Raw genomic sequence first — 21167 nt, forward strand, 5'->3', positions numbered from 1 at the left:
ATTCGAAAAAATCGACAATCGCCAGGAGACACACCCATGGATAAGCCGTGGCTGAAGCAATACCCCGCTGGGGTGCCGGCCGAGATCGATGCATCGCAGTATCGATCGCTGGCCCATCTGCTTGAGGATTCTTTCCAGAAGAACCGCAACCGCCGTGCATTTGAATGCATGGGCAAGGTGCTGACCTACGGCGAGCTGGATACGCTCTCGCGCCAATTGGCGGCGTGGCTGCAATCGCGCGGTCTGACCCCAGGCGCCCGTGTCGCGCTGATGATGCCGAACGTGCTGCAGTACCCGGTGGCGCTGGCCGCCGTGCTGCGCGCCGGCTACGTGGTCGTCAACGTCAATCCGCTTTACACCCCGCGCGAACTGGAACACCAGCTCAAGGACAGCGGCGCCGAAGCCATCATCATCCTGGAGAACTTCGCGACGACGCTGCAGCAGGTGCTGCCCAATACACCGATCAAGCACATCGTGGTGGCCAGCATGGGCGACATGCTTGGCAGGCTCAAGGGCATGCTGGTCAATTTTGTCGTGCGCAGCGTCAAGAAGATGGTGCCGGCGTGGGAACTGCCCAGCTGCATCCGCTTCAACACCGCGCTGGAAGATGGCGCCAAGCAGACGCTCAAGCCAACCTCCGTCGGCCCCGACGACGTCGCCTTCCTGCAATACACAGGTGGCACGACCGGCGTGTCGAAGGGCGCGACGCTGCTGCATCGGAACATCGTCGCCAACGTGCTGCAATCGGAAGCGTGGATGAACCCGGCGCTCACCAAGCCCGGCCGCGACGGCCGCATGCTGGCCGCCGACGAAGAAATCGTCACCATCACCGCGCTGCCGCTGTATCACATCTTCGCGCTGACGGTGTGCTGCCTGCTGTCGATGCGCAAGGGCGGGCTGGCCGTGCTGATCCCGAATCCGCGTGACATCCCGGGCTTCATCAAGGTACTCAAGCAGTACCGCTTCCACATGTTCCCGGCGGTGAACACGCTCTACAACGCGCTGCTGAACAATCCCGAATTCAAGGATGTCGACTGCTCGAACCTGCGCGTGGCCAACGGCGGCGGCATGGCGGTGCAGGAGGCCGTGGCCAAGAAGTGGCTCGAAGTGACTGGCTGCCCGATCATCGAAGGCTACGGCTTGTCGGAGACCTCGCCGTCGGCCATCTGCAACCCGACCGATACCGACAAGTTTTCAGGCACCGTCGGCCTGCCGATTCCGGGCACTGAAATCGCCATTCGCGACGACGAAGGCCGCGATCAGCCGATCGGCCAGCCGGGCGAAATCTGCATCCGTGGCCCGCAGGTCATGGCCGGTTACTGGAAGCGCCCGGACGAGACCGCCAAGGTCATGTATGCCGATGGTTTCTTCAAGACCGGCGACGTGGGTGTGATGGACGAGCGCGGCTACACCAAGATCGTCGATCGCAAGAAGGACATGATCCTGGTGTCGGGCTTCAACGTGTACCCGAACGAAATCGAAGGCGTCGTGGCGATGTGCCCGGGCGTGCTGGAAGTGGCCGCCGTGGGCGTGCCCGACGTGCATTCGGGCGAGGTGGTGAAGCTGTTCGTGGTGCGTCGCGATCCGTCGCTCACGGAACAGAAGTTGCAGGAGTTCTGCAAAGACCAGCTCACCGGCTACAAGCGCCCGAAGTTCATCGAGTTCCGCAACGAACTGCCGAAGACGAACGTGGGCAAGATCCTGCGCCGCGAACTGCGAGACGAGGCGATGAAGAAGCGTGCCTGAGTCTGCGTAGCCGCAAAGAAAAAGCCGCGTTCGTCGCGGCTTTTTTGTTGCCTATCAGCCCACGTACAGCAGGATGCTGACGAACTGGCACGCGCTGCCCGCCAAGACGAAGAGGTGCCAGATGCCGTGGAAGTGCCGCACCTTCTCGTCAAAGAGGAAGAAGCCGATGCCGACCGTGTAAAGCGCGCCACCCGCCACCAGCCACCACAGGCCCGGGGCAGGCAGGGCGGCTGCCAACGGCCCCATGGCAATCAGCACCAGCCAGCCCATCACCACGTAGATCAGCAGCGAGAACAGGCGCGTGCGGTGGCCGATCCAGAGTTCCTGCGCAATGCCGATGGCCGCCAACGCCCAGTTGATGCCGAACAGCGCCCAGCCCCAGGGGCCGCGCAACGTAACGAGCGCAAACGGCGTGTAGCTACCGGCGATCAGCAGGTAGATGGCGCAATAGTCGAGCCGCTGGAAGATGCTTTTGGCCGGCCCGCGCAGGCTGTGATACAGCGTGGAGATGGTGTAGAGCAAGACGAGCGTCGTGCCGTAGACGACTGAGCTGACGACCTTCCACGCGTCGTGGTGGAGGGCGGACGACGTTACCAGAACGGCCATGCCAGCGGCGGCAAGGATGGCCCCGGCCAGGTGGCTGAAGCCGTTGAAACGTTCTCCCCGATACATACGCTGATCTCCAGAAAAAACGGGTTCTCCCTACAATGCCCCAATGCCCGGCACCGATCTCAAAATCACCCCCCAATTGTCTATTCCGGAGACCGAGCTGGTCGAGCGCTTTGTGCGCGCAAGCGGAGCGGGTGGGCAAAACGTCAACAAGGTATCGACGGCGGTGGAGTTGCGCTTTGACATCGCCCAATCGCCGTCGTTGCCGGACGCATTGCGCGCTCGCCTGTTGGGAAAGCGCGACCGCCGCTTGACCGATCAGGGCGTGATTGTGATTGATGCACAACGGTTTCGCACGCAGGACCGCAACCGCCAGGATGCGCGTGAACGTCTGGTCGCGTTCATCGCGACGGGGCTTTCGGTGCCGAAGTCGCGGATCGCCACCAAGCCTACGCGCGCGTCCAAGACGCGCCGTCTGGAAGGCAAGCGCGCGCGTGGCGACGTCAAGCGTGGTCGCTCGGGCCGCCACTCGTGGGATTAAGCGCGTTGCTATGCGGGATCCTTACATCAGCCGTGTATCGCGCGTCTCGCGCATGCAGAGCACACCGATCAGGCTGACCACCGCGGCGGCCGACACATACATGCCTACCCAGCTCAGGCCACCTTGCTCGGCAAGCTTCTGCGCGATATACGGCGCAATCGACGCGCCGAGAATGCCGCCGAGGTTGTACGACACGCCGGCGCCGGTGTAGCGCACGTTGGTCGGGAACAGCTCCGGCAGCAGCGCGCCCATCGGCGCGAAGGTCACGCCCATCAGGAACAACTCGATGATGAGGAACAGCGCCACCAGCGGCGTCTGCCCGCTGCCCAGCAGCGGCGCCATCGCAAAGCCCGACAGAATGGCCGCGATGATGCCGACGATCAGCACCGGTTTGCGCCCAAAACGGTCCGACGCCCACGCCGACAGCGGCGTTGCCAGCCCCATGAACACCACTGCCAGGCACAGCAACCCCAGGAAGCTCGGGCGAGAGAAATGCAGCGTGCCCACGCCGTACGACAGCGAAAACACCGTCGAGATATAGAACAACGTGTAGCAGACCACCATGGCCAGCGCGCCCAGCAGCGTGGGCCACCAGTGGTGCGCCAGCAGCGTGGCGACCGGCACCTTCACGCGCTCCTGCCGGTCGATGGCGGCTTGGAAGGCCGGGGTCTCGGCGATCTTCAATCGCACATACAAGCCCAGCGCCACGAGCACTGCGCTGACCAGGAACGGCACGCGCCAGCCCCAACTGCGGAACTGCTCGTCCGACAATGCGATGGCCAGCCCGAAGAAGAGGCCGTTCGATGCCAGGAAGCCGACCGACGGGCCGAGCTGAGGAAACATGCCAAACCACGCGCGCTTGCCGGCCGGTGCATTTTCGGTGGCCAGCAGCGCCGCGCCGCCCCATTCACCGCCCAGGCCAATGCCCTGGCCAAAGCGCAGCACGCACAGGAGAATCGGTGCGAGCGTGCCGATGCTGTCGTATCCCGGCACCAGGCCGATCAGCGTGGTTGAAATGCCCATCACCAGCAGTGACGCCACCAGCGTCGACTTGCGCCCGATGCGATCGCCAAAGTGGCCGAACAGGAACGAGCCGATCGGTCGCGCAATGAACGCGATACCAAAGGTGACGAACGCCGACAGCGCTTGCGCCGTGGCAGACCCATGTGGAAAGAACACTGGGCCGATCACCAGCGCCGCGGCGGTCGCATAGACATAGAAATCGTAGAACTCGATGGCCGTGCCGATGAAGCTCGCAAAGACGATGCGCGAGCGGCTGGCGTCGGCCGTCGCGTCGGGGGCAGCGGGCGCCATGGTTGGAGAAGTCGAAGAGGACATGCGGGTCTCCGGTGAGGTTCGCGTTGTTGTCGTTATGAAGCGCCGCGCGTTGTTGTGTTGCCGTCTTGCCGTCTTGCTGTCCGGCGGCGGGCTCGATCGCAGAGCATAGCGCGCGGCCATGCAAAAAGGCACCCGAAGGTGCCTTCCTGCGCCCGCCAAGGAGAGGGGCGGCGGGCAAAAACCAAAGCGTGCGTCAGAACTTGTGGCGCACACCCACTGCCACACCGACTTGGTTATCCGAGTTCGGCGTGATGAAGTACGTCTGCGATGCCGCCGGCAGATAGCCCACCGATGTCTGCGCGCCCGTTGCCGGGTTGGTCGCGTAGCCGATCGAATCCCAGTTCAGCGAACCATTGCGCGAATACGCGGCCGTCAGGTACACGTCGGTGCGCTTCGAGAAGTTGTAGTCGGCGATGAAGTTCCACTGCTGCGGGTTGCGCGGGTTGATGGTGGCGCCGCCGATGGTCGCTTCCTTGATGTTGTCGTAGTAGTACGACAGCGTCAGGCCGAGTGCCGGGGTTGCCTGGTAGTTCACGCCCAGCCAGTACAGATCATCGCGGTGCGGCGTCAGTGCGGCTGCGGCGCCGCTGGAAGGCGCTTCGGTGTTGCCGTAGCGGAAGCCTGCCATCACCTTGACGGGGCCCGTGGTGTAGCTGGCCGCAATGGCGGCGCGTTTGTCACGGGCATATTCGTTGCCGCCCGACAGGCCCAGGGCTTCTGCGGCCGTCAGCACCTTCACTTCGTCATATGCGACACCCAAGCCAAACGGGCCAGCGAAGTAGTTCGCGCCGGCGCCGTAGGCCGAATTGGCCGTGTTGCTGCCCGTGCGCTCGCCGAACGACCAGTGGGCTTCGACCGTCAACGGGCCGAACGTGGCGCCGTACTTGATCATGTTGTCTTCGCGGAAGTTCGCGCCCAGCAGGCCGACCACCGGCTCCCACTGCGTGGCGTACCCGCTCGGCGAGAAGTTCGCCATCATGTCGAAGATCGTCGTGTACTGACGACCCAGCGTGATCTTGCCCCAGTTGCCTTGCAAGCCAACAAACGCCTGCCGGCCGAACAGGCGGCCACCTTGCTGCAGCGTGCCGGTGTCCATGCCGAAACCTGATTCCAGCACGAACAGACCCTTGAGCCCGCCGCCGATGTCTTCAACGCCGCGCAAGCCCCAACGGTTGGAAGACAGCCCGCCTGCCTGCATTGCAAGGCGCGAACCGCTGCTGCCCGGAATGGCGACGCCTGCCGCCGTTACGTTCTGCTCGTGGTTGACGTACTCGACGTTCGCGTCGACCACGCCATACAGCGTCACACTCGACTGAGCCTGCGCAACACCCGCAAACGTGCCCAGCACTGCCAATGCCAGCAGCGATTTCTTCATCGGTCGGTCTCCAGATCTTTATTTATTGAGTTCGGTGGCAGGCAGACCCTCCGTTCTTGTCTTCCCGCCCCATGACTTTCAATCGAAGTCGCTGACTAATGTAGCAACGCGATACTGGGCTCGGTCGAAATTTGCGAACGAATGTTCGTAAACGCGCGTTTGCTGTCTGATCCCGGCAACAGGCTGTTTCCGAATTTGAAATAGATCGGCGATGAGCGCGCTTGATTCGTTGCGGTTTTAGATGCGATCCGCGCGCCAACAGGGTTATCCCGTACAGTAGTGTTTGGTCAACCCGCTTCTGACCGGACGCAAGGTCCCGCGCAGCGTCGGCTTTACAATGGCGATCGCGCCGCACGCCACTGTCGGCGGTGCCCGTACCTATGCTCGACCGCTTCATCCCCGAATTCGACCGCGCCCTGCGCGCTGTGGCAGGCGTCACCCGCGCCAGCCGACCGAACCCTGCTGACGCCGTGATCGTGTCCACCTCCGCGGATAGGGCCGACAACGCGACCAAGCTTTCCGAGGCCGACCGCCGCCATGCCGCCGGCCTGATGCGCGTGAACCATGTCGGCGAGGTCTGCGCGCAGGCCCTGTACCAGGGGCAAGCGCTGTTTGCCCGGGACCCGGCCATCCGAGCCCAGCTTGACGAAGCCGCACGCGAAGAAGAAGACCATCTCGCCTGGTGCGCCCAGCGCCTGCAGGAATTGAACGACCGCCCGAGCCTGCTCAATCCGCTGTGGTACGCCGGCGCTTTCGCGATCGGCGCGGTGGCCGGACGCCTCGGCGACAAGATCAGCCTCGGCTTCGTCGCCGAGACCGAGCGCCAGGTCGAGCATCACCTCGACGGTCATCTCGATACATTGCCCGAACAGGACACCCGCTCGCGTGCCATCGTCGCCCAGATGCGCGACGACGAAATCCGCCACGGCGACAACGCGCGCCAAGCCGGCGGCATTGATCTGCCTGCGCCGATCCGCCAAGCCATGCGTGCCGCGTCACGCGTCATGACCACCGCCGCCTATCGCATCTGACGCACGTGTGGCGGGTCGACGACCCGGCGACACGGCGCACGCTCCTCCATTCGCCCGAGCTTTGCTGCCTGCGGTTTGTACCCTCTTACGAGGGCGCGGCCGCTCGCTGTTCTCTCACGTGGTTTCTGCATAAACCACGCTATCTCCTTCATTTGATTGAGAAAAGTGACTTGGCTGCTCCGGGGAGATGCGCTAAGTCATTGTTCTGATTGCAAATTTTCCGTCTCGCAGCCCTTCGCAAGCCTTGACCGCCTAAAGTCGTTCCTCTAAAGTGGGAAACAGTGTCAGAAAGTGTAGTTTTGTGGTTTAAAGAGGCCGTTTGCAGGCCAGTTGACGGCAAGGTGAGTGGCGATCGAATCGCCACACGGAGAGAGAAACAAACGTGTTCCAGGGTGCGTCGGCGCTAACGCTGGATGCCAAAGGGCGGATGTCCATTCCGTCTCGGCACCGCGAAGCGCTCCAGCTGCAGGCCGAGGGCCGGGTGACTGTGACCAAGCACCCGGACGGTTGCCTCATGCTGTTTCCGCGCCCCGAGTGGGAACGCTTTCGCGAGCGCATCGCTGCGCTGCCGATGGAAGCCCACTGGTGGAAACGGATCTTCCTGGGCAGCGCCGCAGATGTCGAACTCGATACCGCCGGCCGCGTCCTCATTACCCCAGAACTGCGCACGGCTGCCTCCCTGGAACGTGACGTGATGCTGCTCGGCATGGGCAGCCACTTCGAAGTCTGGGACGCCGCCACGTACACCGCGAAGGAGCAAGCCGCCATGGCGCAAGGCATGCCCGACGCCCTCAAGAATTTCTCCTTTTGATGACGCACGATGACAACCCAAGCCAGTACGGGACTGCGCCATCAGACGGTGCTCTTAGACGAAGCGGTCGACGCGCTCATCTGGCGCGACGACGGCCTCTATATCGATGGAACCTTCGGGAGAGGCGGGCACAGCCGGCTCATCCTGGAACGGCTGGGGCCCGGCGGCAGACTTGTCGCCTTCGACAAGGACCCGGCAGCAATCACCGAAGCGGGCACCGTAGAGGATGCCCGCTTCGCTATTGAGCATGACAGCTTCGCGCAGATGGCCCAGTGCCTGGACGCGCGTGGCGTGGAGCGAGTGGCCGGCGTGCTGCTCGATCTCGGCATCAGCTCGCCGCAGATCGACGAAGGCGCACGTGGCTTCTCGTTCCGGATGGATGGCCCGCTCGACATGCGGATGGACACCACGCGCGGCATCACCGCAGCCCAATGGCTGGCTGAGGCTGATGAGCGCGACATTGCGAGGGTGATACGGGACTATGGGGAAGAACGGTTTGCTGTACAGATTGCAAAGGCGATTGTTGCTCGCCGGGGCCAATCCGGGGATCGAGGTCCTCTCGATCGCACATCCGAGCTTGCCGCGCTCGTGGCGCAAGCCGTCAAAACACGCGAGAAGGGCCAAGACCCTGCGACCCGCACCTTTCAAGCTTTACGGATTCACGTCAATCAAGAGCTTGCGGACCTCGAAACCGGTCTGAAGGCCGCTTTTGAACGCCTGGAACAGGGGGGACGTCTCGTCGTGATCAGCTTCCATTCGCTGGAAGACCGCATCGTCAAGCGCTTCATGCAGGCCCTGGCGCGCCCGGACCAATCCGCCGCGCCGGAACTGCGTCGGGCGCCGCTGCGTGCGCATGAATTGCCGGCGCCGCAGTTGCGCCTGCTTGGCCGCGTGAAGCCGTCGGAGGCCGAGGTGTCGGCCAACCCGCGTGCGCGCTCGGCCATCATGCGCGTGGCCGAGCGTTGCTGAGCCGACGGAGCCGCACGCCATGAACCGCCTGAACATGTTCCTGCTGACCGCGCTGGTGCTGTGTGCGCTGTCGCTGGTCAACGCACAGCATCAGGCGCGGCAACTGTTTGTCGCGCTGGATCGCGCGCAGGCGGAAGAGAAGCAACTCAACACCGATTGGTCGCGTCTGCAATATGAGCAGAGCGCGCTGGGCAAGAGCGCTCGCATTGCCGACATCGCGAGCAGGCAGTTGAAGATGTCGCCCGCACAGGCGGGTCGCACGCAGTATCTGCAGGGGTTTGCCGATTTGCCGACAGCAGGGGGGGGCTCCGGGGCGTCCTCGGCGGCGGCGAGCGCGCCCACGGCTTCCGGAGTACAGCCATGAGCGGCGCACGCAAATCCAACGGCACCACGGCGCGCGCGCGCCTGGGCCAGTTTTCCGCCAGCCCCGTGCTGGGCCTGCGCCTGCCGATGTGGCGCTCTAAGCTGGTCGTGTTCCTGATGTTCGCGGCCTTCCTGGCGCTGATCGGTCGCGCGCTGTGGATTCAAGGCCCCGGCAACCGTTTCTATGAGGCCGAGGGCAAGAAGCGCTTCCAACGCACGCTGGAGTTGCCGGCCACGCGCGGCAAGATTCTTGATCGCAATGGTCTGGTGCTGGCCACGAGCCTGCCGGTGAAGGCCATCTGGGCCGTGCCCGAAGACGTGCCCAACAACGTGCCTGGCGAAGACATGAAGAAGCTCGCCAAGCTGCTCGGCATGAACAACAAGGAGCTTTCGGGCAAGCTGGGCGAAGACAAGGGCTTCGTCTACCTCAAGCGTCAGGTGCTGCCCGAGGTGGCCGACCAGATTGCCGCGCTGAAGATCGATGGCATCTATCAGACGCGTGAATACAAACGGTTCTACCCGGAAGGCGAGGCGATGGCGCACATCGTCGGTTTCACCAACGTCGAGGACAAAGGCCAGGAAGGCATGGAGCTGGCGCGCGAGTCCGACCTCGCCGGTGCCGCCGGACAGCGTCAGGTGATCAAGGATCGGCTGGGCCGCGTGGTGGAAGACGTGGGCGTGCTCAAGGCTCCGCGTGATGGGCATGATCAGACGCTGTCGATCGACGCCAAGATCCAGTACCTGACCTTCAATGAACTGAAGGCCGCCATCGAGCGTACCCACGCAAAGGCCGCCAGTGCGATCGTTCTGGACGCCCAGACCGGCGAGGTGCTGGCACTCGCCAACTACCCGACCTACAACCCGAACGACCGCACCCGCCTGTCTGGCGAGCAACTGCGTAACCGCGTGCTGACCGACACCTTCGAGCCCGGCTCGATGATGAAGCCGGTCACCATCAGCCTCGCGTTGCAGCTCAAGCGCGTGACGCCCACTACGCTGGTGCAGACCAACGGCAAATACAATTTTGAAGGCGCGACCATTTCCGATACCGGCAACTACGGCACGCTGACGGTCGCCCAGGTGATCCAGCACTCCAGCAACATCGGTACGACCAAGATCGCGATGATGCTCAAGCCGCAGGAAATGTGGGACATGTTCACCAGTGTGGGCTTGGGGCAGGCACCGAAGATCGGCTTCCCGGGCGCGGTGGCGGGGCGGCTGCGGCCGGCAAACAAATGGCGCCGCATCGAGCAGGCGACCATGTCGTACGGCTACGGCCTGTCGGTGTCGCTGTTCCAGATTGCGCATGCGTACACCATCTTTGCGCACGATGGCGAGCTGATTCCGATCACCATGTACCGCACCGACGGCCAGCCGCCGCAGGGCGAGCGCGTGATCTCGCCGGAGGTGGCGCGGCAGGTCCGTCAGATGCTCGAGACGGTGACGGCGCCCGGCGGTACCGCACCGCAGGCCCAGGTGATGGGCTATCGCGTCGGCGGCAAGACCGGCACGGCGTGGAAGCACACCGGGCGCGGCTATGACCGCTCGAAGTATCGCGCCTCGTTTATTGGTCTGGCGCCGATGTCGAACCCGCGCATCATCGTGGCGGTGAGCGTGGATGAGCCCACTGTGGGTAACCGCTACGGTGGCGGCGCCGCCGGTCCGGTGTTTTCGCAGATCGTGGGCGGCACCTTGCGCGCGTTGAACGTGCCGCCGGATTCGCCGGTGCGTCAGCTCGTGATGACGCCGGACGTGCCGGAAGAGCCGGTGGGAGGGCTGCAATGACGGCCAAGCCGACGTCCGATCGTCCGACCATCGCCGCGCGCCTGGCGCCCGTGGCGGACTGGCTGCGCGTACAAGCGCCAGCGGGTGCCGACCTCACGAGCGATACGCGCAAGCTCAAGACTGGCGATGTGTTCGTCGCCTACGTGCTCGGCAATGTGCGCCAGCATGGCGACGGCCGTCCGCATATTCCTCAGGCCATCGAGGCAGGGGCTTCCGCCGTGCTGGCCGAAGCCCATGGCTACGCAATGCCCGCAGACGCGCCCGTGCGCATCCTGCCGGTGGACGGTCTGGCTGAACTGGCCGGTCCGCTTGCCGCGCAGTGGTACGGCGTACCGGGCGCGGACGCCCTGCGCGTGATTGGCGTGACAGGCACCAACGGCAAGACATCGTGTTCGCAATGGATTGCGCAGGCGCTGACCAAACACGGCGAGCGTTGCGCAGTGGTGGGTACGCTCGGCACCGGGTTTGTCGATGCGCTGGCCGCGACCGGCTTTACCACGCCGGATGCCATCCAGCTCCAGCACAGCCTTGCCGATCTGCACCGTGCGGGTGCTCGCGCCATCGCCATGGAAGTGTCGTCGCATGGCCTGGAGCAAGGCCGCGTGGATGGCACCAGCTTCGACATCGCGGTGTTCACCAACCTGACGCAGGATCACCTCGACTACCACGGCACGATGGCCGAGTACGAGCTCGCCAAGGCGCGTCTGTTCAGCTGGCCGGGCCTGCGCGCGGCGGTGATCAATCGCGACGATGCGGCCGGTGTGCGCTTGCTGCAGAACGCCCGCGCCGAAGTCGAAACCCTCGAATACGGCATCGACGGCGAAGCCGCTGCGCAGCACGGCGCCAGACAATGGCTGCGCGCCAGCAACGTGCGCGCGCATCGCACCGGTACGACGTTCGACGTGGACGGCAGCTTCGGTCACGCGACCGTGCATGCCCCCACCGTCGGCCTGTTCAACGTATCGAATCTGTTGGGTGTGCTGGGTGCACTGCTGGCGGCTGGTGTGCCGTGGCAGGACGCCATTGCGCGCCTGGAAAAGCTGCAGCCGGTGAGCGGCCGCATGGAGCGTTTCGGCGGTGAAGACGGGCCCCTCGTGGTGGTCGATTACGCCCATACGCCCGACGCGCTGGAGCAAACGCTGCGCGCGCTTGCGCCGATTACCGAGGCGCGCGGCGGCAAGCTGTGGGCTGTGTTCGGCTGCGGCGGTGACCGCGACCCTGGCAAGCGTCCGCAGATGGGCGCCATCGCCGAGCGCCTGGCGCCGCACGTGGTGCTGACCTCCGACAACCCGCGCAGCGAAGATCCGCAGCACATCCTCGACGAGATCGCCGACGGCATGGACAATCCGCGCGCCGCCACCCAGATCGAAGACCGCGCGGCCGCCATCCTGCACGCCGTGCGCCACGCCGATGCGCATGACGTGATCGTCGTGGCCGGCAAGGGGCATGAATCGACGCAGGAGATTGCTGGTCGCAAGCGACCGTTCTCCGATCAGGAACATGTGCGCCTGGCACTCGCCGCCCGCGGGGTGAATGCATGAGCGCCCTGACCGTGATGATGCATGCCACCGACGCCGCTGCCTGGATGGCCGGTGCCCATCTGGCTGGCCCCGATGCGGCGATCCTGCGCGTGACAACGGACAGCCGCGCCGTGCAGCCCGGCGACCTGTTCGTCGCGCTGATCGGCGAGCGTTTCGATGCGCATGATTTCCTGCCCGAGGTGGTGGCGCGTGGCGCTGCCGCCGTGCTGGTGTCGCGCGCACCTGCTGCCACGCTGGATGTGACGAAGGTGGCCGTGCTGACCGTTGCCGATACGCGTATCGGACTCGGCCAACTTGCCGCCGGCTGGCGCCGCCAGTTCCCGATTCCCGTCGTCGCCGTGACGGGCAGCAACGGCAAGACCACGGTCAAGGAAATGATCTCCGCGATCTTCGCGCAGGCTGTGGGTGAAGACGCTCGCCTGGCGACCGCCGGTAACTTCAACAACGACATCGGCCTGCCGCTCACGCTGTTCCGCTTGAATGCGCAACACAAGCTGGCCGTGCTCGAACTCGGGATGAATCATCCGGGCGAGACGGCCGTGCTGGCCGCCATTGCCCAGCCCACCGTGGCGATGATCAATAACGCTCAGCGCGAGCACCAGGAATTCATGGTCAGCGTGGAAGCGGTGGCTGAAGAGCACGCCGCCGTGCTGGCCGCGCTGCCGCCCGATGGCGTTGCGGTGTTCCCGCGTGATGCGGCCAACGGTGGCGAATATGCGCCGGTGTGGCAAGCCGCGGCCGGTTCGCGTCGCGTGCTCGATTTCGGTATCGAGGCCGGGGCTGTGACGGGCACGGCGGCGGACACCGCCGACGGGCAACGCATCGATGTGCAGGCCCCTGGGCAACGCTTCGTCATCACGTTGCCGCTGCTCGGGTTGCACAACGCACGCAATGCGCTGGCCGCGACGGCATGCGCGCTCGCAGCCGGTGTCGCTCCCGAGGTGATAGCACAGGCGCTGGGCAACTTTGCTCCGGTCAAGGGGCGGCTGCAGCGCAAGCAGGGCACGCACGGCGGCCTCGTCATCGACGACACGTACAACGCGAACCCCGATTCGATGCGCGCAGCGATCGATGCGCTGGTCACGCTGCCGGCGCCGCGCTGGTTGGTGTTGGGTGACATGGGCGAGGTTGGCTCGCAGGGTCCGGCATTCCACGAAGAAATCGGCGCTTATGCGCGGGAGCACGGCATCGACGCGGTGCTGGCAACCGGCGAGCTTGCGCGCCACAGCGTCGACGCTTTCGGCGCAGGCGCGCAGCATTTTGCGTCGGCGGAGGACTTGATTGAACACGGCGTGCCCGCCATTGCGCCGGCTGCGACGGTATTGGTGAAGGGCTCGCGCTTCATGCGGATGGAACGCATTGTGGAAGCGCTGGTCTTGAAAGACCCGGTTGCGGATTTGTCGACCGGTTCCAGCACACAACAGCAGCACTAAGGGAAGCAAGAACCCATGTTATTGGCATTGGCGCAATGGTTGCAGAACGACTACGGCTTCCTGCGCGTCTTCAACTATCTGACGTTCCGCGCCGTGATGGCATCTCTCACGGCGCTGGTGATCGGCCTCGGGTTTGGGCCGTGGGTGATCCGTCGCCTGACCGAGCTGAAGGTCGGCCAGGCTGTGCGCAGTTATGGCCCGCAAACGCATCTGGTCAAGGCGGGCACGCCCACGATGGGCGGTGTGCTGGTGCTCATCGGTATTGCTGTGTCGACGCTGCTATGGGCGGACTGGGGCAACCGCTTCATTTGGATCGTGCTGCTCGTCACGCTGGGCTACGGCGCGATCGGTTGGGTGGATGACTACCGCAAGGTCGTGCACCGTGATCCGAAGGGCATGTCCTCGCGCGAGAAATTCTTCTGGCAGACCGTGATCGGCCTCTTTGCTGCGGCATATCTGGCGTTCTCGGTCTCGGAGACGAGCAACATGCGCGTGCTCGAGCTGTTCATGGATTGGGTGCGCAGCGGCCTGTCACTCAACCTGCCGGCCAAGTCGCACCTGATCGTGCCGTTCTTCAAAGAGATCAGCTACCCGCTGGGCGTGTTCGGTTTCATCATCCTGACGTATCTCGTCATCGTTGGTTCCAGCAATGCTGTGAACCTGACCGACGGCCTTGATGGCCTCGTCATCATGCCGGTCGTGCTGGTAGGCAGTGCGTTAGGCGTGTTCGCCTACGTGATGGGCAGCGCCGTCTATAGCAAGTACCTGCTGTTCCCCCACATTCCAGGTGCGGGTGAGCTGCTGATCTTCTGCTCGGCGATGGCGGGGGCCGGGCTTGCCTTCCTGTGGTTCAACGCGCATCCGGCGCAGGTGTTCATGGGTGACGTTGGCGCGCTGGCGCTTGGCGGCGCGCTGGGCACGATCGCCGTGATCGTGCGTCAGGAAATCGTGCTCTTCATCATGGGCGGCATCTTCGTGGCCGAGACCGTCTCGGTGATGCTGCAGGTGACGTGGTTCAAGTTCACCAAAAAGCGTTATGGCGAGGGCCGGCGTCTGTTCCGCATGGCGCCGCTGCATCACCATTTCGAGCTCTCCGGCTGGAAGGAAACGCAAGTGGTCGTGCGCTTCTGGGTCATCACCATGATGTTGGTGCTGATCGGCTTGTCGACCCTGAAGCTGCGGTGAGCACGCAAATGACCGACATGACCGAATCGATCAGCCCGGACGACATGGACGCCACACAGCCGGAAGCGGCCGTGGACGCCGTTGTCGCGACGCTCGATTCCACCGAACCGATGCCCGCTGCCGAAACCGCCCAGGAGCCGCGCATGTTCGGCGACTTCGACGCGCCGGCGGTGCTGGTGCTCGGCCTTGGTGAATCCGGCCTGGCAATGGCGCGCTGGTGTGCCCGTCATGGCGCGCGAGTGCGCGTGGCCGACACGCGCGAGGCGCCGGCCAACCTGCCGACGTTGCGTGCGCACGTGCCGGATGCCGAATTCGTGAGCGGCCCATTCGCCGTGTCGCTGCTGGACGATGTGACGCTGGTGGCGATCAGTCCCGGGCTGTCGCCGCTGGATGCCAACGTCGCCGCACTGCTGAGCGCCGCCAATGCGCGCAGCGTGCCGGTGTGGGGCGAGATCGAATTGTTTGCCCGCGCGTTGGCGGGTCTCAAGACCGCGCAGAGCTACACGCCGCGCGTGTTGGCCATCACTGGGACCAACGGCAAGACAACCACCACTGCGCTCACGGGCGCCTTGGTGGAGCGCGCCGGCAAGACTGTCGGCGTAGCAGGCAACATCAGCCCGTCGGCGCTCGATAAGCTCGGGGAATGCATTGACGCCGGCACGCTGCCCGACGTGTGGGTGCTCGAGCTTTCCAGCTTCCAGCTCGAAACCACGCACACGCTGGACGCAGACGCCGCCACCGTCCTGAACATTACGCAGGATCACCTCGACTGGCACGGCACGCTGGACGCCTATGCCGCGGCCAAGGGCCGCATCTTTGGCGCCAACACCGTGCGTGTGCTGAATCGTCAGGATGCTGCCGTGATGGCATTCGCCAGCAAGAACGGTGGCGACATCACCTTCGGCATCGACGAACCGGGCACGCCCGATGCGCTCGGCCTGTTGCGCGATGGCGGCATGCCCTGGATCGTATTGGCGGAAGCCGATGAGGACGATCTTCCCAAGCCCACGCGCCGCAAGAAAAGCGACAACGTGCCGGCCGCGCCGGTGCCAGTGCGCCTCAAGCGCCTGATGCCAGCTGACGCACTGCGCATCCGGGGCTTGCACAACGCGACCAACGCGATGGCTGCGCTGGCACTGTGCCGGGCGATCGGCCTTCCGGTGAGCGCGCTGCTGCACGGCCTGCGCGACTACGCCGGCGAGCCGCACCGCGTCGAACTGATCGCCGCATTTGACGACATCGAATTCTTCGACGACAGCAAGGGCACCAACGTCGGCGCGACGGTGGCTGCACTCTCGGGCTTGTCCAAGCATGTCGTGCTGATCGCGGGTGGCGACGGCAAGGGTCAGGACTTCTCGCCGCTGGCCGAGCCGGTCGCGCAGTACGCGCGCGCCGTGATCCTCATCGGCCGCGATGCACCGCTGATTCGTGAGGCGCTGGCCAATACCGGTGTCGCGCTGATCGATGCGCCGACGCTGGAAGCCGCTGTGCCGCAAGCCGCCGCTCATGCGCAACCGGGCGATGCCGTGCTGTTGTCGCCGGCGTGCGCCAGCTTTGACATGTTCCGCAACTACGAACATCGCGCCCAGGTGTTCCACGAGGCCGTGGCCGCACTGGCGGCAGACCGAGGAGTCCTCCTATGAGCGACACCCAGATCAAGCGCAGCGGCTTCATCGGCGCGACCATCGGCAATGCGTGGGATGGCCTGCGTGATGCCGTTTCGGGGGTCAAGCCCACGCGCTCCAAGATGATGGAGTACGACCAGCCGCTGATGTGGGTTGCGATTGTGCTGCTCGGCCTCGGGCTGGTGATGGTGTATTCGGCGTCCATCGCGTTGCCGGATTCGCCCAAGTACGCCAACTACAGCAACGGGCACTTCCTGATCCGCCACATTTTCTCGCTGGTGATCGGCCTCATCGGTGCGATCGTCGCATTCCAGATTCCGGTCAAGTTCTGGGACAAATACGCACCGAAGCTTTTCATCATCGCGCTGGTGCTGTTGGTGATCGTGCTCGTGCCGCACGTGGGTAAGGGCGTGAACGGCGCGCGCCGCTGGTTGCCGCTGGGCGTCATGAACTTCCAGCCGTCCGAGCTGATGAAGCTGGCGGTCGTGCTGTACGCCGCCAATTACACCGTGCGCAAGCAGGACTGGATGCAGAGCGTGCGCAAGGGCTTCCTGCCGATGGGCGTGGCCGTGGCGTTTGTGGGCTCGCTCCTGCTGCTGGAGCCGGACATGGGCGCGTTCCTAGTGATCGCGGCCGTGGCTATGGGCATCCTCTTCCTGGGCGGCGTGAACGGCAAGCTGTTCGGCGGCCTCGTGCTGACGGCGGTGTCAACTTTCTCACTGCTGATCGTGGCGTCGCCGTGGCGGCGTGAGCGGATCTTTGCGTACCTGAACCCCTGGCAGGAGGAATACGCACAGGGCAAGGCTTACCAGCTCACGCACTCGCTCATCGCTTTCGGCCGTGGCGAGTGGACCGGCGTCGGCCTGGGCGGCAGCATCGAGAAGCTGCACTACCTGCCGGAAGCGCACACCGACTTCATCCTGGCTGTGATCGGCGAGGAACTGGGCTTCGTCGGCGTGCTGATCGTGATCCTGCTGTTCTACTGGATGGTGCGGCGCGCATTCGAGATCGGCCGCACCGCATTGCAGCTCGACCGCACGTTTGCCGGCCTGGTCGCTAAAGGCCTGGGTATCTGGATCGGCTGGCAGGCCTTCATCAACATGGGTGTGAACCTCGGCCTGCTGCCAACCAAGGGCCTGACACTGCCGATGGTCAGCTACGGCGGCTCGGGCATCCTGATGAACTGCGTGGCGCTCGCGCTGCTGCTGCGTATCGACTACGAAAACCGCGTGCTGATGCGGGGGGGCAAGGTATGACGGTAGGTACGGCGCCTCGCACGCTCCTCGTCATGGCCGGCGGTACGGGCGGTCACATCTTCCCCGCGCTGTCGGTGGCCAAGCTGCTTGCCGCGCGTGGCTGGAAGGTGGTGTGGCTTGGCAACGCGAACGGCATGGAAGGCCAACTGGTGCCCAAGCATGGCTTTCCGCTGGAGTCGGTACAGTTTGGTGGCCTGCGCGGCAAGGGCCTCGTTACCAAGTTTCTGCTGCCGCTCAACCTGTTGCGCGCGTTCTGGCAGAGCCTCGGTGTGGTACGTCGTGTGCGTCCAAACGTGGTGTTGGGCATGGGCGGCTATATCACGTTCCCGGGCGGCATGATGAGCGTGCTGCTGGGGCGCCCGCTGGTGCTGCACGAACAGAATTCCATCGCAGGTCTGGCCAACCGCGTGCTTGCGCGCGTAGCGGATCGCGTGCTGTGCGCATTTCCGAATGCGCTGTCCGGCGCTGAGTGGGTCGGCAACCCGATCCGCGCCGACCTTGCCATGCTGGCTTCACCGCAAGCGCGCTACGCCGAGCGAACCGGCCCGCTGCGCGTGCTGGTCGTGGGCGGCAGCCTGGGCGCGGCAGCGCTCAACGACGTGGTGCCCAAGGCGCTGGCGTTGCTGCCGGCTGATACACGCCCGATCGTCATCCATCAGGCTGGCGCCAAGCAGATCGACACGCTGCGCGCCAACTATGCCGCCGCGGGCATTGACGATGCCCACGCGCAACCCGTGCCCTTCATCGACGACATGGCGGCCGCGTATGCGCACGCCGATCTCGTGATTTGCCGTGCGGGCGCAATGACTGTTTCAGAAGTGGCCGCGGCGGGTGTCGCGGCGCTGTTCGTGCCGTTCCCGCACGCCGTGGACGATCACCAGACCACCAACGCGCGCTTCCTTTCGGAACGCGGCGCAGCGCTGTTGGTGTCGCAGCAGGAACTGGGTCCGGCATCGCTGGCAGATACACTCGCGTCCCTGACGCGTGCGCAGTTGGCCGATATGGCGGCTAAAGCACGTGAGCAGGCACGGCCCGAAGCGGCCGAGCGTGTCGCCGACGTGTGTGTAGCGGTGGCACGGGCATAGGGAATCGAATCGATATGAAGCACATCGTCAAGAACATCCATTTTGTAGGCATCGGCGGCGCCGGTATGAGCGGCATCGCCGAGGTGCTGCTGAACCTCGGCTACCGCGTGACAGGCTCAGATCTGGGCAGCAGCGCGACCACGCAGCGGCTGGCAACCCTCGGCGCGACAATCATGCAGGGCCACGCGCCGGAGCATGTGATCGGCGCCAATGCCGTGGTCGTCTCCACCGCCGTGCGCGGCGACAACCCCGAAGTGCTGGCCGCGCGCGCCAAACGCATCCCCATCGTGCCGCGTGCGGTGATGCTGGCCGAGCTGATGCGCCTGAAGCAGGGCATCGCCATTGCCGGCACGCACGGCAAGACGACGACCACCAGCCTTGTCGCCTCCGTGCTGGCTGAAGGCGGCCTGGACCCGACCTTCGTGATCGGCGGCCGCCTGAACTCTGCCGGCGCCAACGCTCGGCTGGGCACGGGCGATTTCATCGTCGCCGAGGCCGACGAATCCGACGCGTCGTTCCTCAACCTGTTCCCTGTGATCGAGGTCATCACCAATATCGATGCCGATCACATGGAGACCTACGGGCACGATTTCTCGCGTCTGAAGCAGGCGTTCATCGAGTTCACGCAGCGTCTGCCGTTCTACGGCATTGCCGTGCTGTGCGTGGATGATTCGAACGTGCGCGAAATTCTGCCGTTCGTCTCCAAGCCTGTCGTGCGCTACGGTTTTGCCGAAGATGCGCAAGTGCGTGCGGTCAATGCGCGCGCCGTCGATGGCCGCATGGAATTCACCGTGATCCGCCAGATCAACGGCCATGCCGAGCCGCCGCTGTCGATCACGCTCAACCTGCCGGGCCTGCACAACGTGCAGAACGCGCTGGCCGCCATCGCCATCGCTACCGAACTGGAAGTGCCGGACGAGGCCATCGTCAAGGCGTTGGCCGAATTCAACGGCGTGGGCCGCCGCTTCCAACGCTACGGCGAAGTGCCGACCGCCGACGGCAAGGGCCGCTTCACGCTCATCGATGACTACGGCCACCACCCCGTCGAGATGGCTGCCACGCTGGCCGCGGCGCGCGGCGCGTTCCCCGGTCGTCGCCTTGTGCTGTCGTTCCAGCCGCACCGCTTTACCCGCACGCGCGACTGCTTCGAAGATTTTGTGAAGGTGCTCGGCACCGTAGATGCGTTGCTGCTCGCCGAGGTGTACGCCGCCGGTGAGCCTCCCATCGTCGCCGCCGACGGCCGCGCGCTGACGCGTGCGCTGCGCGTAGCCAACAAGATCGAGCCGGTATTCGTAGAGCAGATCGAAGACATGCCGCAAGCGATTCTGAATGCGGCGCAGGACGGCGACGTGGTCATCACCATGGGCGCAGGTTCGATCGGGCAGGTGCCCGGTCAAGTGGTGGCGTTGCAGGCGCAGGCGCGCAGCACAAATGTCGTGGATCTGAACGGAGGCGCCGCAGCATGACGACCGGTCCGTTTGTTCCAAATCCGACGATTGATCCGAAGTCCCTCGGCAAGGTGGGCGTGCTCATGGGCGGCCGGTCCGCCGAACGCGAAATCTCGCTGATGTCCGGCAACGGCGTGCTGGCTGCGCTGCGCGCGCGGGGCGTCGATGCGCACCCGTTCGACCCGGGCCTGCAGGCCGTGGCCGATCTGGCCAAGCAAGGGTTCGACCGCGTGGTGATCTCGCTGCACGGCCGCTTTGGCGAAGACGGCACGATCCAGGGCTTGCTCGAGCAATTCGGCATTCCGTACACCGGTAGCGGCGTACTCGCGTCTGCGCTGGCGATGGACAAGGAAGCCACCAAGCGCCAATGGCAGACTCACGGCCTGCCCACGCCTGACTTCGTGATGTTGCACGCCGGCGCCGACTGGCAAGCCGTGGCCGACCGCCTTGGCCTGCCGCTGATCGTCAAGCCGGCGCGCGAAGGTTCGTCGATCGGTCTGACCAAGGTCACGAGCGCCGCCGAGCTGCCCGCCGCCTACGAGAAGGCTGCGCGCCTGGACCGCGATGTGATGGCCGAGCAGTTCATCGAAGGCGACGAGCTGACCTGCCCGATCATCGGCGAAGGCGAGAGCGCGACCGCGTTGCCGCTCATCCGCATCGTCGCGCCGCAGGCCAACTACGACTACCAGAACAAGTACTTCACCGACGACACGCGCTACGAATGCCCGGCACCGATTCCCGCCGATGTGGCCGTGCGCGTGCAGGCGCTGGTGGTGCAGGCATATCGCGGGCTGGGCTGCCGTGGCTGGGGCCGTGCCGACATCATGCTGCGCAAGTCCGACAACGCGCCGTTCCTGCTGGAGATGAACACGTCGCCGGGCATGACCGGCCATTCGCTGGTGCCGATGGGCGCGCGCGCGGCCGGCATCAGCTATGAAGATTTTGTGCTGCAACTGGCCGCGAGTGCGTCGCTGGAGCTGCACGCGAGCACCGACTGGAAACCAGAGTAATCAACGCAACGTCAGC

General features: G+C 64.8%; 18 protein-coding genes. 15 read left to right on the forward strand and 3 right to left on the reverse strand.

Translation table 11 applies throughout. The annotated features are described in order from the left end of the window. Positions 1-36 precede the first annotated feature (36 nt). Positions 37-1746, forward strand: coding sequence for a long-chain fatty acid--CoA ligase (locus ACEN9T_RS10870; protein ID WP_413707721.1), 1710 nt, complete (start codon positions 37-39; stop codon positions 1744-1746). Positions 1747-1800: 54 nt separating this feature from the next. Here ACEN9T_RS10870 and trhA read toward each other — a convergent pair whose 3' ends face one another. Beyond that, entirely contained in the window at positions 1801-2418 is a 618-nt protein-coding gene (gene trhA, locus ACEN9T_RS10875) for a PAQR family membrane homeostasis protein TrhA (RefSeq protein WP_413707722.1), read from the reverse strand. Positions 2419-2461: 43 nt separating this feature from the next. Here trhA and arfB point away from each other — a divergent pair, with 43 nt between their 5' ends. Then, positions 2462-2896, forward strand: a complete 435-nt coding sequence (gene arfB / locus ACEN9T_RS10880) for an alternative ribosome rescue aminoacyl-tRNA hydrolase ArfB (RefSeq protein ID WP_413707723.1) — start codon at positions 2462-2464, stop codon at positions 2894-2896. Between the two features lie 21 nt (positions 2897-2917). Here arfB and ACEN9T_RS10885 read toward each other — a convergent pair whose 3' ends face one another. Together ACEN9T_RS10885 and ACEN9T_RS10890 are read right to left on the reverse strand one after the other, a co-directional pair. After that, positions 2918-4234: an MFS transporter gene (locus ACEN9T_RS10885; RefSeq protein ID WP_092972346.1), complete on the reverse strand. Its 1317-nt coding sequence runs from the start codon at positions 4232-4234 to the stop codon at positions 2918-2920. Positions 4235-4427: 193 nt separating this feature from the next. Further along, the gene (locus tag ACEN9T_RS10890; protein ID WP_092972347.1) at positions 4428-5609 is read right to left on the reverse strand and encodes a porin; all 1182 of its coding nucleotides are present in this window, start codon (positions 5607-5609) and stop codon (positions 4428-4430) included. A gap of 380 nt (positions 5610-5989) precedes the next feature. Between ACEN9T_RS10890 and coq7 the strand changes: the two genes are divergently transcribed. From coq7 to ACEN9T_RS10955, 13 genes are all read left to right on the forward strand, one after another. Then, a complete protein-coding gene (gene coq7 / locus ACEN9T_RS10895) occupies positions 5990-6640 on the forward strand; it encodes a 2-polyprenyl-3-methyl-6-methoxy-1,4-benzoquinone monooxygenase (RefSeq protein WP_316671686.1) in 651 nt (216 codons plus the stop codon). A 382-nt stretch (positions 6641-7022) separates the two neighbouring features. Beyond that, positions 7023-7451, forward strand: a complete 429-nt coding sequence (gene mraZ / locus ACEN9T_RS10900; protein WP_024979191.1) for a division/cell wall cluster transcriptional repressor MraZ — start codon at positions 7023-7025, stop codon at positions 7449-7451. A 9-nt stretch (positions 7452-7460) separates the two neighbouring features. Beyond that, on the forward strand, positions 7461-8420 hold the full coding sequence (rsmH, locus tag ACEN9T_RS10905; RefSeq protein ID WP_413707724.1) for a 16S rRNA (cytosine(1402)-N(4))-methyltransferase RsmH: 960 nt from the start codon (positions 7461-7463) through the stop codon (positions 8418-8420). Between the two features lie 19 nt (positions 8421-8439). Further along, entirely contained in the window at positions 8440-8784 is a 345-nt protein-coding gene (ftsL, locus tag ACEN9T_RS10910) for a cell division protein FtsL (protein WP_092972350.1), read from the forward strand. Then, on the forward strand, positions 8781-10568 hold the full coding sequence (locus ACEN9T_RS10915; RefSeq protein WP_252690541.1) for a peptidoglycan D,D-transpeptidase FtsI family protein: 1788 nt from the start codon (positions 8781-8783) through the stop codon (positions 10566-10568). Before ftsL ends, ACEN9T_RS10915 begins: the two co-directional genes overlap by 4 nt. Further along, positions 10565-12109, forward strand: a complete 1545-nt coding sequence (locus ACEN9T_RS10920; protein ID WP_413707725.1) for a UDP-N-acetylmuramoyl-L-alanyl-D-glutamate--2,6-diaminopimelate ligase — start codon at positions 10565-10567, stop codon at positions 12107-12109. The genes ACEN9T_RS10915 and ACEN9T_RS10920 overlap by 4 nt, the downstream gene beginning before the upstream one ends. Beyond that, positions 12106-13542, forward strand: a complete 1437-nt coding sequence (locus ACEN9T_RS10925) for a UDP-N-acetylmuramoyl-tripeptide--D-alanyl-D-alanine ligase (protein WP_413707726.1) — start codon at positions 12106-12108, stop codon at positions 13540-13542. Before ACEN9T_RS10920 ends, ACEN9T_RS10925 begins: the two co-directional genes overlap by 4 nt. Before the next feature lie 15 nt (positions 13543-13557). After that, complete coding sequence (gene mraY, locus ACEN9T_RS10930; protein WP_092972354.1) at positions 13558-14727, forward strand: phospho-N-acetylmuramoyl-pentapeptide-transferase; 1170 nt, start codon at positions 13558-13560, stop codon at positions 14725-14727. Positions 14728-14870: 143 nt separating this feature from the next. Further along, complete coding sequence (gene murD, locus ACEN9T_RS10935) at positions 14871-16370, forward strand: UDP-N-acetylmuramoyl-L-alanine--D-glutamate ligase (protein WP_413708442.1); 1500 nt, start codon at positions 14871-14873, stop codon at positions 16368-16370. Then, a complete protein-coding gene (gene ftsW / locus ACEN9T_RS10940; RefSeq protein ID WP_092972356.1) occupies positions 16367-17608 on the forward strand; it encodes a putative lipid II flippase FtsW in 1242 nt (413 codons plus the stop codon). The genes murD and ftsW overlap by 4 nt, the downstream gene beginning before the upstream one ends. Then, positions 17605-18693 carry an undecaprenyldiphospho-muramoylpentapeptide beta-N-acetylglucosaminyltransferase gene (murG, locus tag ACEN9T_RS10945; protein WP_413707727.1) on the forward strand — a complete coding sequence of 363 codons (1089 nt, stop codon included), beginning with the start codon at positions 17605-17607 and terminating at the stop codon, positions 18691-18693. The genes ftsW and murG overlap by 4 nt, the downstream gene beginning before the upstream one ends. Positions 18694-18707: 14 nt before the next feature. Continuing rightward, positions 18708-20159 carry a UDP-N-acetylmuramate--L-alanine ligase gene (gene murC / locus ACEN9T_RS10950; protein WP_413707728.1) on the forward strand — a complete coding sequence of 484 codons (1452 nt, stop codon included), beginning with the start codon at positions 18708-18710 and terminating at the stop codon, positions 20157-20159. Next, entirely contained in the window at positions 20156-21151 is a 996-nt protein-coding gene (locus ACEN9T_RS10955) for a D-alanine--D-alanine ligase (protein ID WP_092972359.1), read from the forward strand. The genes murC and ACEN9T_RS10955 overlap by 4 nt, the downstream gene beginning before the upstream one ends. The last annotated feature ends 16 nt before the right edge of the window (positions 21152-21167 follow it).

Origin of the sequence: Ralstonia sp. Ralssp110 (genome assembly GCF_047325135.1) — a bacterium.
Lineage (GTDB): Bacteria > Pseudomonadota > Gammaproteobacteria > Burkholderiales > Burkholderiaceae > Ralstonia > Ralstonia mojiangensis.